At 57.1% G+C, this 13887-nt stretch carries 8 protein-coding genes; 2 read left to right on the top strand and 6 right to left on the bottom strand.

Annotated elements, in window-relative coordinates:
• Positions 1-53 precede the first annotated feature (53 nt).
• The 4 genes from P1X16_RS14955 to P1X16_RS14940 form a co-directional block, all read right to left on the bottom strand.
• Entirely contained in the window at positions 54-734 is a 681-nt protein-coding gene (locus P1X16_RS14955) for a phosphatidylserine decarboxylase family protein (protein ID WP_277230515.1), read from the bottom strand.
• Positions 735-1019: 285 nt separating this feature from the next.
• Positions 1020-2309 (bottom strand): Glu/Leu/Phe/Val dehydrogenase, encoded by a 1290-nt coding sequence (locus P1X16_RS14950; protein ID WP_277230513.1) that lies wholly within the window; start codon positions 2307-2309, stop codon positions 1020-1022.
• 275 nt (positions 2310-2584) lie between these two features.
• Positions 2585-3517: a phosphatidate cytidylyltransferase gene (locus P1X16_RS14945; RefSeq protein ID WP_277230510.1), complete on the bottom strand. Its 933-nt coding sequence runs from the start codon at positions 3515-3517 to the stop codon at positions 2585-2587.
• Positions 3518-3661: 144 nt separating this feature from the next.
• Positions 3662-4711 carry a CPBP family intramembrane glutamic endopeptidase gene (locus P1X16_RS14940; protein WP_277230507.1) on the bottom strand — a complete coding sequence of 350 codons (1050 nt, stop codon included), beginning with the start codon at positions 4709-4711 and terminating at the stop codon, positions 3662-3664.
• Between the two features lie 149 nt (positions 4712-4860).
• Between P1X16_RS14940 and dusB the strand changes: the two genes are divergently transcribed.
• Complete coding sequence (dusB, locus tag P1X16_RS14935) at positions 4861-5850, top strand: tRNA dihydrouridine synthase DusB (RefSeq protein ID WP_277230503.1); 990 nt, start codon at positions 4861-4863, stop codon at positions 5848-5850.
• A gap of 152 nt (positions 5851-6002) precedes the next feature.
• Positions 6003-6962: a DMT family transporter gene (locus tag P1X16_RS14930; RefSeq protein ID WP_277230500.1), complete on the top strand. Its 960-nt coding sequence runs from the start codon at positions 6003-6005 to the stop codon at positions 6960-6962.
• Between the two features lie 74 nt (positions 6963-7036).
• Here the strand turns inward: P1X16_RS14930 and P1X16_RS14925 are convergent, their stop codons facing one another.
• Entirely contained in the window at positions 7037-8581 is a 1545-nt protein-coding gene (locus P1X16_RS14925) for a radical SAM protein (protein WP_277230497.1), read from the bottom strand.
• A 296-nt stretch (positions 8582-8877) separates the two neighbouring features.
• On the bottom strand, positions 8878-13782 hold the full coding sequence (locus tag P1X16_RS14920; protein WP_277230494.1) for a DUF3320 domain-containing protein: 4905 nt from the start codon (positions 13780-13782) through the stop codon (positions 8878-8880).
• Between the last annotated feature and the right edge of the window lie 105 nt (positions 13783-13887).

The following is a 13887-nucleotide window of genomic DNA, read 5'->3' as shown; positions in this document are numbered from 1 at the left end:
AACGCTTGAAATAAGACTACACACAAAATGGATGTAGCCCTACTTTACTTTCCTTAAAACAGGCTTGGCGATTCGGTTTTCAGTTGTGCAATGACAGTTTGGCCGCCTTTCACCTTCTCGCCAAGTTGCACCTTCACCTCTGTGTCGACGGGCACGAAAATGTCAACGCGTGAGCCAAATTTGATGAAGCCGAATTCCTCGCCCTGGCTTACTTCGTCGCCTTCGTTCACGTACCACACGATGCGCCGGGCCATAGCTCCAGCAATCTGGCGGAACAATACCAAGGGTCCAGCTTCACTTTCCACTACTACCGTGGTCCGCTCGTTTTTAGTGCTGCTTTTGGGGTGCCAGGCCACTAAGTAGTTGCCAGGATGATACTTGAAGTAGCGTACGATGCCCGATATTGGGTTGCGCGTGATGTGCACATTGATCGGCGACATGAAAATGCTGATCTGCTTGCGCTCATCGTCGAAATACTCCGACTCGTGCACATTCTCTATCACCACTACTTTGCCATCAGCAGGAGCCGTAATCAGGTCTTCGTGGGTGAAAAGCCGGCGGGCCGGACTCCGGAAAAACTGCAGCAGCGTCAGGAATACTACCACCGAGATACCAGCAAAAATCTGGTTGAAGGTAGCATGACGGGCATTCACGCGAAACAAAACTAGATTAACAGCTAGCAGTCCTAGCAGCGTAAAGAGCAGGATACGTCGGCCTTCTTTGTGGATCTTCATAAATCACTGATTTGCGCTGGTTTTATTGACTTCGCTGATACAGACGCTCTTTTCAATCACTGATTTGCGCTGATTGGACTGATGTAGCTGATACAGCAGCTTTGTTGGAAACATGAACTAGCAAGCCTTAATTCCTTGGTTATCGAGCTCGGGCACACCACCTGCTAAACTATACAAAGATAGCCCGAGCCACCGGCCCGGGCTATCGGCAAGCAAATATAGTGGGTTCGCAGAAACGCTTGAGGTTAACTGCCAACAACACTGCAATTGAGGGAAACCGCCCGATTAGAAACCGCCGCGGAACTTATACGTCTGCGCCACTTTATCGATGGCCACCACATAGGCAGCAATACGCATAGGCACTTTATACTTCTGCGAAGTAGCGTACACTTTCTCGAAAGCATCCGACATAATCCGGTCGGCGCGCTCGGTTACCATTTCTTCGGTCCACTTGAAGCCCTGGCGGTTTTGTACCCATTCGAAGTAAGAAACCGTTACGCCACCGGAATTGGCCAAGATGTCGGGCACCACCATAATTCCCTTCTCGTTGATGATGGGGTCGGCCGAAGCAGCGGTTGGGCCGTTAGCACCTTCCACAATCAGCTTGGCTTTGATGTCGTGGGCATTGTGCTCGGTGATGACGTCTTCAACGGCAGCGGGCACCAACACATCTACGTCGGTGGTGAGCAGGTCGTCGGCATTTTCCATCAAGACGGCACCAGTGAAGCCATCGAGGCGGCCTTTGTGGGCATTCTTGTACGCTACAGCATCGTCGATGTTGATACCGGCTTCATTCCAGTAGGCACCACTCACGTCGGATATGCACTTGATGCGCAAACCCTGCTCGCTGAGCAGTTTAGCAGCCCAAGAGCCCACGTTGCCGAAGCCTTGTACGGCGGCCGACGCCTGCTTGGGGTCCATGCCGAGCTTCTTCATGGCAGCCAGCGCCGATACCATTACGCCACGGCCCGTAGCCTCGGTGCGGCCCAAGGAGCCCCCCATTACTAGTGGCTTACCTGTCACAACGGCTGGCGATGTAGCGCCTACCGTCTTCGAGAATTCGTCCATCAGCCACGCCATTTCGCGCGGGCCGGTACCCATATCAGGAGCTGGAATGTCTCTGTCGGGACCAAACACGTCTTTCATGGCCATGGTATAGCCGCGGGTCAGACGCTCGATTTCACCGGCGCTCATGGTAGTAGGGTCGCAAATGATGCCGCCCTTAGCGCCACCATAAGGCAAGTCTACTACGGCGCACTTCCAAGTCATCCAGGCGGCCAGGGCCTTTACCTCGTCGAGGTGTACGTTTTTGTCGTAGCGGATACCGCCTTTCGAGGGGCCCAAGATAGTGTTGTGTACGACGCGGTAGCCTTCAAAAACGCGCACTTTGCCGTTGTCCATTGTAACGGGAATGTGCACGATTACCTGCTTGTCGGGTGCTTTCAGCACTTCGTAGGTTTCATCATCAAGCCCTAGAATCTCGGTGGCCACGTTGAAGCGTGACATCATGGATTCGAGGGGGTTTTCGCGGTCCACTAAGGGAGCCGGTTCTTTGTACACCGTGGTGGCAGCCATACGTGTAAGGGTAAGGGGGTTGGGGGTGGGGAAGAAATAAAAAACGGCAGCTGTAAGCGGTGGGATGCAACAGCCGCGCGCGAGATTTAACGGGTCAAAGGTAACGGGATTAGCACATACGAGAGGAAGCCCGACGAGGTGCAAAAAACCCTTGTTAAGGTCCTATGAACTACGCTTGAAACGCAATAGCATGTCTGCATCTGTACGCTAACAGAAAGTAATTCAGCTGGCTGCGGCTACCAATAACCGTGCTGAAACTTCCTTGAGGCGCATTTTTATTTTGTTACCAGCTGCAGCAGCGCGAGTACTGGCAGGATAAAAAGGAAGGCATCGAACCGGTCGAGCAAACCGCCGTGCCCGGGCATGATGCGGCCCGAATCCTTCACATTGACGCTGCGCTTGAGCATGGACTCGGCCAAGTCGCCGAGGGGGCCAAAGACAGCTACTACACCGGCCACTACCAGGCGGTAGGTAATCGACAATTCGGGCAGTAAGTAGCCGAGCGCCCAGCCCATTCCGAGCGTAAGCAGAAATCCGCCAAGGGCGCCTTCCCAGGTTTTGCCAGGCGAAATCTTGGGGGCCAGCTTGTGTTTGCCGAACGTCTTGCCGGCCGCATAGGCGCCAATATCCGATGACCAAACGAGTAGCAGCAATGCCAAGATACGACGGTAGTCGTAGCTGGTAGGGCCGTAGGCAATCAAGCTTAGAAAGCTCATGGGTAAGCTTACGTATAGCAAACCGAGCAGATTGATACCGACGTTGGCAAACGGATTGATTTGCTGGTTGATACGCGGCCATGCATACATCTCGCGCGCAAGCAGCAGCACTGGTAGCAGAATAATGATGCCGATGAGTATAGAGCCCGCCAAGTGAAAATCGGCGGCGGCCACTGGAACAGCCTCTTCAGCTAAACGGGCAAACACAGTAAGTCCCAACACACCAGCAAAAATCAGGACGCTGATCCCCCCGCCTAGCAACGCTGCCGGCTTGTAGCCAGCAACCCGCATCATGCGGTAAAACTCCCACAGCATGCGCATCTGCACCAGCCCAAAAAATACCGCAAACGTCCAGACGCTGTACCACACGCAGAACAGCAGCATGGCGGCCCCAATCACCCCAAAGATTATGCGTTGGGCAAGGTTGGACATGGGCTTTTTGCCTGGCACGGTGGGTTCGGGAGAGGCAGTAGGGGCGGCAGTTTCGGACAAGGGAAGCAAGGTTGCTGGGTGAGTGAAATAACTCGTGAGGGGCCGCTAACTCGGTGCTAACGGCCAGATGAAGAGGGTTGGAAATCGGTGGCGGGGCAGCCGCCCCGATGAGCTAGCTCCTCACTAGCAAAAAACAGCCCGAAGCTAGCTTTTCGTTACGTCCACCCCCTCGTGGTTGATGGTACGGCCCATGATGGGAGTGGTATGAACAGCATGCGTAGCCACTCCTCCCCCACTGAGGGTGCGCAGTTGAGTGGGCAGCGGATCGGCGGTAGGGCGCAGAGTGTGCCGGTAGAGCTGCCAGAGCAAAGCCCCCGTCAGGAGCAGCGACAACAGTTGCAACCACCACGGCAAAGCTTCGTTGGAATCGGGGTCGAAGGTGTCGGTACTGAGGAGTTGGCGCTGCTGCATGTAGAGCAGCACAATCTGGAAGGCGTTTTGCGTGAAGTGGGCCGCCATGGGTACTAAGATGTTACCACTCCACTCATATAAGTACCCGAGCACCAAGCCCAACACAAACCGGGGCACAAAGCCAAAGAACTGGAAGTGAATAGCACTGAAAATGGCCGCCGCCAGCCATACGCCCACGTGCCGGGAGTTGAACCACTGCACAAGGTTACGCTGAATCACTCCCCGAAAAACTAGCTCCTCGCTGATGGCGGGCACTACCGCAATAACCACCAAGCCCACGATAAATCGGCCGAAGGTGGTGAACTGCGTTAGGTATTTGGTGAGCACCTGCGCCCGATCTTCCAGCTCGCGGGCATCTTTCTCAAAGCCCTGCAAGAAGCCGGGGAAATGCGCCTTCGAGTTCCACTCCACTATGCCCGACATAAACGGTATACTCAGCAAGATGATACCCGCGGCCAGCAGCAGCCACTGGGAAGGCACCGGACGGCGCGGCGCAAAATAATCTTGCCAGGAATAGCCAGTTATGAGTGGCAGCGCTAAGGCCGCCCCGCCAAAGCCAACAAACAGAAATACGCCCTGCGTGAGCATCGAAACGCCCCAGCCGTTGGCGTAGGTATCCGGCTTGTTGGTTACGTTTCCGATTTCCAGCAGCCCCACGCCGAACAGCAAATTGCTTAATACGGCCATCAGAAAGCCAGCCACGCACGCGGCCAGGATCATGAGCCCAACCAGCAGCAATAAGTTGGCAAAAGGGTGCAAACGGCTGGACACGAAACCTTTCATCTTTTTTAGTGCTTAGTGCGTTGTGTTCGGTACCTAACCGAATGTGCGTGGTGCGTAAGTCTGCTCTGGATACTGCTTGTGGAACGACCTAAGCGCTGCGCATTGTATATGTCGTAAATTTGCGCAAAATCCGCTAACCTTCTTTATCCGTGGTACACATCCGCGACCTTGCTCTGCCCGATTTCCCGCTGCTGCTCGCGCCCATGGAGGACGTGTCGGACCCGCCGTTCCGGGCCGTGTGCAAAGCCAACGGGGCCGATTTGATGTACACCGAGTTTATTTCCTCGGAAGGCCTGATCCGCGACGCCGCCAAGAGCCGCAAAAAGCTCGACGTGTTTGACTATGAGCGGCCAATTGGCATCCAACTGTTCGGCTCCGACGTGGCAACCATGGGCGAGTGCGCCCGCATCAGCACCTTGGCTGGCCCCGACCTTATCGACATCAACTACGGCTGCCCCGTGAAGCAAGTCGCCTGCCGCGGTGCTGGCGCTGCCTTGCTGCGCGACATTCCGAAGATGGTGGAAATGACTTCGGCCGTGGTGAAAGCCACCCACTTGCCCGTAACCGTGAAAACCCGCCTCGGCTGGGACGACTCGACCAAGAACGTGGAGGACGTAGCGGAGCGGCTGCAGGACATTGGCATCGAAGCGCTTACCGTACACGGCCGTACCCGCGTGCAGATGTACAAGGGCGACGCCGACTGGCGCTTGATCGCTAAAATCAAGGAAAACCCGCGCATCCGCATTCCTATTTTCGGCAACGGCGACATCGACTCGCCCCAAAAGGCGGTGGAGTATAAAAACCGCTACGGCGTGGACGGCGTCATGATTGGGCGGGCCAGCATTGGCTACCCCTGGATATTCCGGGAAGTAAAGCACTACGTGGCCACCGGCGAGCTGCTGGCGCCGCCCACGGTGGAGGAACGCGTAAACATGTGCCGCATGCACTTCGACAAGAGCATCGAGTGGAAAGGCCAGCGTGTGGGCATCTTCGAGATGCGCCGCCACTACGCTCAGTACTTCCGCGGCCTCGAAGGCGCCAAAAGCTGGCGCATGCGCCTCGTCGAAACCGATTCGGTGGAAGAAGTGCATGCCATTTTAGATGAAATTATTGCCGCCGAGCCCGTACTAGTAGGGTAATTTCATTTCGAGCACCTTTTTTGTCTGTCATCCCGAGGCGGTAGCCGAAGAACCTTTTACGGTAGCACAAGTCGCCGTTGTGGCGTTGTTGTTGCGCGCCAAGGTCGTTCGGTCACCGCCTTCGGATGACAGAGTTTTATTTTGCCCGCGCTATGCCCACCTCCCCCGCCCCGGCCGTTACCACGGCGCCTGCTTCGCCACCCGTTTCCCCTCCCCCACCCCACAAGATTCCTGCTTCGGCTTGGGGGCTGCTGGTGGTACTGGCTAGCATTTGGGGAACGTCCTTCATCCTGATGAAAAAGGGCTTGGTGGTGTTTTCGGCACTGGAACTAGGAGCGGCGCGCGTGAGTGTGGCGGCACTGCTGTTGCTACCCTTCGCGCTGAAGCACCTAAGCAAGGTAGACCGAAGCCGAATTAAGTGGCTATTGTTCAGCGGTGTAGTAGGCACACTCATTCCCGCTTTTCTATTTGCCTACGCCGAAACTCGGCTGGCCTCAGGGCTAGCGGGCGTGCTCAATGCCCTGACGGTGGTGTTTACGCTGGTGGTAGGCGCCGCCTTTTTCGGACAGAAACTAACGGGGCTGCGGGTGCTTGGTATTGTGCTCGGCTTGGTAGGCACAGTGGTGCTGATGCTGCTAGGCGGCAGCGGTGGGGAAGCCACGCCCACGGGGGAAGGCAACGCCTGGTACGGCCTCTACATCGTGCTGGCCACGTTCGGCTACGGGGTGAGCGTGAACATCATAAAAAACCATTTGCACAGCATTCCGGCAGTGGCCGTCACCAGTTTGTTGCTGCTCTTTATTGGCGGCCCGGCGCTGGCCTTCCTGCTGCTCGGCACCGACTTCCTGCCCAAGTTGGCTTCCGTACCGGGTGCATGGCCAGCTTTCGGCTACATTGCCCTGCTAGCCACCATGAGCACAGCCGTGGCGATGGTGCTCTTCAACAAACTCATCCAAAGCTCCACTGCTCTGTTTGCGTCTTCCAATACCTACCTGATTCCGATAGTAGCCCTGGGCTGGGGCCTGCTTGATGGCGAAGATTTCAACCTCTGGCACCTGCTCGGCATGGTAATTATCCTGGCAAGCGTAGCCATCATTCACCGGGCAAAGTGAGTTACACTCATCGATTATCAAAAAAGGGTCGTCATGCTGAGCATGACGACCCCTTTTTCATCTTTTACTGGTAGCTAGGCCGTTAAAGCAGTGCCATTTTTCTTGTGCAGGTAAGCATTTTGGTTGTGGTCCATAGCGCCTTTCGGTAGCCACTCCCACCAAATGCCCAAGTCGTTCTGAATGATCTGCTTGTAGAAGGCTGGCAACTCCTGCGACTCTCCCTCGAAGTACTGCCGGAAGCTTCGGTCGTGCAGCAGGTTCTGGCGCACCTGCTTGAAGAACCGCAGCCGGCCGTAGCCTTCCGACGAGATGGCCCGCATGGTGTTCATCCACTTGGAAGCACGAGAGGGCGAAGCCATGTAGCGGCGGTAGATGGCTTTCTTCGAGAATGTGTAGGCCGTGAGGTCGATGACTTTGTCGTAGAAGTCCACCCACTCGTAGTTGGCGGGCTTCACGTTCATGGCCAAGTGGTTGTTGAGGAAGTGGAAGGGGAAAGGCAGCACCCGATTGTTTTTCTGGTAATCGAGGTTGAGTGGGGCCGCCTCGCCGAAAGCACTGAGCAACGAGTAGCCCGGGAAAGCCGCTGGTGCTAGATCCACGAACCGCTTTGTTAGCTCGAACGGCTCGTCGCCAGAGTCGCTGTCGAGGCCGAGCACGAAATTGGTTTGCACGTACGGCACGTACTTGAACATTAGGTTGACGTGCTCGGCAATGCGCTTTACTTTCTCTTCGCCCGCCATGCGCGAAGTGCGCGACTTGTTGCCCAACTCGTACCACGATTCGATGCCCGGCAGCAGGGCCTCGAAGCCGTGGTTGTTCAGCACTTTCAAGTGGTCTTCGGTGAGAATAGATAAGCTGCTTTCCGCCAGGAAGCGGAAGCTCTTGAGTGGGGCAGCGGCCTCAATGGCGTCCATAGTTTCGTGGAACCGGACACCAAAGTTGGGGTCGTGCCAGCCCACCACGGGCTTCTTGAATTTGGTGAGCAGAAAGCGTAAATCTTCCTTGATTATGTCCACGCTCATGGGCTGGTAGTCCACGGTAGCATCAATGCAGAAGGCACAGGTGTAGGGGCAGCCAACGCTGCCAATCATGGGCACCATTTTTAGCACCGGTGCTTTCTTCAACGTTGGCTCGATGAACTTCCACCGCTCCCGCACACCCGGCAAGTGGCTCGGCTGCTTGCCCGCCGACAGGTGCTTACCCTCGGGGCGCTGCGGCTGGCAGTTGTGCAGCACTTCCTGGATGGTGCCTTGGTTGGTAAAGCCGAGCACAAAATCAAAGTACTGCACCGCGTCATCCGGGTAGCACCGGGCGTGGGGGCCACCGAGTACCGTTACGGCGCCTTGGCTGCGGAAGTAGTTGCTGAGCGCATATGCCAGCAAGGCCGATTCGGTGAAGGCGCTGATGAACACTAAGTCCACACCTTTGGGCAACTCCTTGCGCAAATCTTCGAGGCCGGTGTAGCAAATCAGCTTCACATCGTGGCCTTCTTCTTCGCACCACGTCGCCACCACCTGCGGCATAATGCTGGCTAGGTTCGCGTGCATGGCGCGGGCCCACAGGGTGGTGGTTGGTCCTTTACAAACTAAGTCGATAACTCCAATCTTCAGTCGTGCCATGTACCTAGGATGCAAACAGTATTTATTGAGATACAGCAAGCTAGGGTTTTAATTTAAAGTCGATAAGTATATATAAATTCTAATATAAAGTATGGGGTAGGCTCTCCAAGACAACATTCCCTAGCTACAAGCTATAATCAGGTTAAAAGGTGGCCTGCAGCCCTGCTATAGCCATTCGGACGGATGGCCGTCAGAGAAATTTGGTAACACGCATGCCGAAATTTTTCCTTTTAATTCAGTAGCCCTACGTCGCCGAAAGAGTGGCTGCAAGGTCAAAAGAGCACAGATGCTAGTTGCTACCCAACTGGCTTCAGCACTCCGTGCACGTCTTCTATCTCACTGCGTTCTATCAAGTCAGCCAGCACGGTGTCGAGTTGTTGGCGCATGTCGTCGCTGAGCCGGCTAAAGCCAAGCAGGCGCACAGTAGACAAGTAGGCCGCCTCGCGCGGCAGCGCGAAGCTTTGCTCCACCATAGTACGTAGGGCCCGGGCCAACTCTTCGGGAGATACAAAGGCAAGTTTGCGCGAAATGGCAGGCAGGTTGCTTCGGTCGCGGAGGGGCGGTTGCTGCATGGTATTTTCCCATAGGAAGTCGCCCTGTCGGCGTAAATGGCGCAGATTCAGGGCCAGCAGCGCCGCATCCTGACCAACCTTACGGATCCGGGCCCCTACTTGCGTGGCGCCGCTGGCCTGCGCCAACCGGCGGGTTGCCTCTTCGATATGGATAGGGCTTTCGATGCGCACGACGGAGGCCAACCAATTGGCTACCTGGCCTAGATTATGCTGGTGCAACTCCCGATGCCCTACCGCGGCCGGCAGCTGGGCCACCTGATAAGGCTCCGCCACGAGCATAGACTTGACCGGTGCTTCTTCCCGCACGATACCAATAGGTTTCGCATCCTTTTCCACTATTTCATCTTTCTCTGCACCAGCATCTTCACTTGCAGAAGCCTGCCGGGCCTCTTCAATGGCTTGCACGGTTCGTTCCAATTCGCGCGCCGGATCACGAAACCAGTCGGTGCTCCAGATGCGGTGCAGGCGCCAGCCTACGGCTTCTAGCACCTCTTGGCGCAGCCGGTCCCGGTCGCGGGCCGAGCGGGCAGCATGATACATGGCCCCATCGCACTCTATACCAAGCAGGTAGTGCGCAGGATGGGCAGGATCTACCACCGCCAAGTCGATGTAGAAACCTTGCGAGCCGACCTGTGGGCGGATAGTATAGCCGCGGGCGGTGAGGGCACGGTACACCACTTCCTCGAACGGCGACTCCACTTCACGGCTAAGTTCTTGAGGCTGGCTTAGGTGACCGTGCTGCGCGAACTCAAGGAATGTTTGCAGTGCCGCCACGCCCTTGGCAGTGGTGCGGGTCAGGTCGAGGTCGGCAGCGGTTAGGTTAGTGAAAATTTCGCAGCGCTGCTTGGCGCGGGTTATCAGCACGTTGAGACGCCGCTCACCTCCTTCCCCGTTGAGCGGTCCGAAACTCATGGTGAGGGAGCCCTCCATAGTGCGGCCGTAGCCGATGCTGACAAGGATAACGTCCCGCTCATCGCCCTGCACGTTTTCCAGATTTTTGATAAAGAACGGCTCGTGAGCATGGCGGTTGAAAAACACTTCGGTTTCGGGGTGCTGCTTGCGGCGAATTTCGAGCGCATCCTGAATGGCTTGGCGCTGCGGGGTACTGAAGGCTACTACCCCCAGCGTCAGATTGGGTGTGCTGCGGGCGTGCTGCAGCACGGCTTCGGCCACGGCCACGGCTTCCTGCGGGTTGGTGCGAGTGGTACCCCGCTCGTAGTAGGTGTCGGGCAAATGATGGTAAATTAACCCCAACCGCTCGTTGCCCTCCGGACTAGGAAAGACGACCAGCTTATCGTCATAGAACAGATGATTGGAGGCAGCAATCAAGGACTGGTGCCGGCTGCGGTAGTGCCAGCGCAGCATGCGCTCGGGCATTTGGCGGGCTTTGCACAGCTCCAAAATGCTCTGAATATCAGCCGTTACGTTTTCCTCATCCAGCGCTTTACCGAGGCCCGTCAGCGAATCAAAGAATGAGGTGGGTGGCAACTGTTTGGAGTCGCCGACCACGACTAGCTGCTTGCCTCTGGCAATGGCGCCTAGCGCATCCACGGGTTTCACTTGGCTAGCTTCGTCGAACACCACCAAGTCGAACCCTACGGCGCCGGGTGGCAGAAAACTGGCCACCGACAGCGGCGACATCATAAACACCGGCTTGATGGCTTGAATGGCCCGCCCAGCTTCCTGCATCAGGCGACGCAAGGGCTTATGCCTACTCTTTTTGGCAAACTCGTTTTTGAGAATCAGCATCTGCCCACCGGCCTGCTGATTCGGAAGACCTTCGTAGTGCTGGCGCATGGCCCGTACCCGGTTGTAGTGCAGCGAGTCCCGGTCGGCCTGGCGAAAACGAGTGGCCAATTCTTCGTGTCCCGCCCGCTCGAATTGGCGTAAGGCAGGATACTGCTCGTAGGCTTGTCTTTGCAAAAACTCCAGCCACGTTTGACGCACCGCGGCCACCAAAAATTCAGTTGCGGGCACCCAGCGCTCGGCTAGCAAGAGCAATTCCGGCAGACCCTCCGCCTGCACGGTGGCGGCCACATTATTCCACTCGATAACTAGTTGCAATGACGATAAGCTAGTAGCCCAAGCAGCCAAGATTTCGCGCTGCTGGGCAAAGCGCTGAAACTGCAACCGTCCATCGGGACCAAACCGGCGCACTTCGTTCAGCCGCAACCTGTCAACCAACGTCTGCACAGCAGCCCGCTGACGAGTTAGAGCAGTTTCGAGAGCCGCCAGAAGCTGCGGCAAAGCCTCCGGGATATGGTAGCCAGACGTAGCGTCTGTTTCATAGCTATCTGACTCTAAGGCGCTTGAAGGTAATGGAGCTAAGAATTCGGCGCCGGTATGATTGGTATCGCCTAGGGCCAGGGCTACTCCACGAGTGCGCGAATGGCTTGCAGCGCCGACGCGCGCCAAGTATTCTAGTAAGGCAGCGGGCAGTTCGCCCCAGCTGATGCGTTGGTGGGTTAGAGTGAGATACTCCTGCGCCTTGACCAGTGTTGGCCATTCGGAGCGCGTGCCCTGCCAAGCGGATCTAAACAATTGCTGGCCCAATGGCCCGGCGTCGGCTACTGTGGCCGCATGGCGCGCGGCCTCGTGAATGGCGTCGATAACTGGCACTATGTCCGTAGCCTCTTTGGGTAGAGCAGGGCGCCACAAGCGTTGCAGGCGCTTGCGGGCCTGGCGGTAGTCACCACTAAGAAAATTCCACCATTTGTCGCCGTAGGAAAGCAGGGCGGTACGCTCCGAGAGCAGCTGTTGGGTCCAGGCTTCGGGCAGTAGGGTGGCTTCGTATTGTTGGTAAAGGGCAGTGTAAGCCGCTCCGGCGCGCAAGGTTTCGGCAAGAGAACTGGCTTGCTGCAACCAAGCACCATCGGCCACGGCCATACCCACCAAGGGTGGAGCAAGTAGCGCATGACGAGCAGCCGGCACCAGCTTTTCGGCGGCGGCGCGGTCAACCGGGAGGGGAAGGCCCAGGTGGCGAGCCAAAGTCTCGGCGGCGGTTTGCAGCGCTGCCACGGCCTCTTGTGCCTCGCTTAGGCTCGTTGCCAGTGCTTGCTGGTCGGCGGGGAGCAGTACCGTCAGTTCGCTGCCCCAGAAGAGCAACTTTTCGGGCACCCCCGTTTTTTGCAGTACAGCTTGCAGACGGGCAGCTAGTTCCTGGGCGCGGGCGGCATCGGCATCCGTCCAGGCGGCCTGGTTTGAAAACGCGATGCGCGGCAGCTCCACCGTGCCCCGTTCTTCGGTCAGGCGCAATAGCTCGCCAGTTACTTGCTGGGCTGTGCGCCGGCTGCGCCCGAGTGGGGCATTTACGGCCAGCGCGTAGTCGTTGAGCGTCTGCCGGTAGCGGGGCAACTGCGCCATTTGGTCTTCTACCGCCCCCGCCGTGGCTGGGCGGCCCAAGCTCAACGTGGCTTTTAGCTCGTCGTGGAGGGCTTTTTTGTTGGCTTTGTGGCTGTGCAGCTCCAAGCAAGCCGCTCCTAAACCCAGGGTATCGAGGCGGCGCTTTACCACTTCAAGCGCCGCCATTTTCTCGGCCACAAACAACACCTTCTTCCCTGCTCCAATAGCCTCAGCCAGCAGGTTGGCAATGATCTGCGACTTGCCCGTACCGGGCGGCCCCTGCACCACTAGGTTGCGCCCCTCGTGCACTGCCAGCAGCGCCAGCAGCTGCGACGAATCGGCATCGAGCACTTGGTGCAGCTCAGCCGCCGGACTTTCGGTGTCCAGAAACGCGGTGTCGCCTATGGTTGGGGCAGCATCTTGAAACCCGGTATCGGTGCCGAGCAGGGCGGCAATGGCCGGATGGCCGAGCAGCGTAGCTTGGGTTGGCCAGGTAGCAGGGTCAAGGTCGCGGTAGAGCATGAACTTCCCGAAAGAGAAGAAGCTCAGCGCGATACTGTTGATTTCCACTCGCCAGCGTGGCTTACTGGCTACTGCTTCCCGCACGGCTGCGTAGTAATCGGCCAGAGGGCTTTCTTCGTCCAGTTCGGGTAGTGCCAACCCAAAGCTCGCCTTTAGCTTGGCCTCCAACGACAAATTGCCTTCCACTTCGGCGCCCGTGTGGCGCAGCTTGAACCGTTCGGCCGCCGTACCCCGCTCTAGCAGCACGGGCACCAGCACCAGCGGTGCCTGGCGAGCCTCTTCACTGCTGTCGGTTTCGTACCAGGTGAGGGTGCCCAACGCCAGATATAAGATGTTCACGCCTTGCTCTTCCAGGCTGGTACGCGCTGTGTAATAAGTATTTAGCAGACGGCTTTCCAGCTTGACTAGTGGCTCGGCAGTTTGCAGCTTGTTGTCGGCCAGCAAGGCTTGGCGCTCGGCTTCGGTGGGAAGCAGCGGTGGGGCTTCGGCCATGTAGGAAACCAATTCCGGCAACTCATGGCTAGATTCAGACCATTCGTTCGGTGTTGAATTCGCCTTTTTAACTGGTTCGGGCACCGCCTGAAAGTACATGGCTTTCCCTTGGCGGACCAGTACCTCATACACCGCCGCCGCTTCCTCTTGCACCACGGCCACACCTTGCGCTTTGGAGAGGCGAAAGTTGAGCAGCGGGTTGCGCATTCCTAAGTCCAGCAGCTCTTGGCGAGAGGCTTCGAGGCGAATAGCAAGCGTGGAATCAACGGGCATAGCAACTGGAATAGAGGCAATAAACTGAAATAGTGAAGCGGAAATACACAACAAACCCGCCACCTGAATCAGGCAGCGGGTTTGGCAATAAGGCAGCAACCATCA

It is taken from the genome of Hymenobacter sp. YC55 (assembly GCF_029433095.1).
Taxonomy (GTDB): domain Bacteria; phylum Bacteroidota; class Bacteroidia; order Cytophagales; family Hymenobacteraceae; genus Hymenobacter.
Note: the sequence above shows the minus strand (reverse complement) of the source record. Positions and strands in the feature narration are given on the sequence as shown.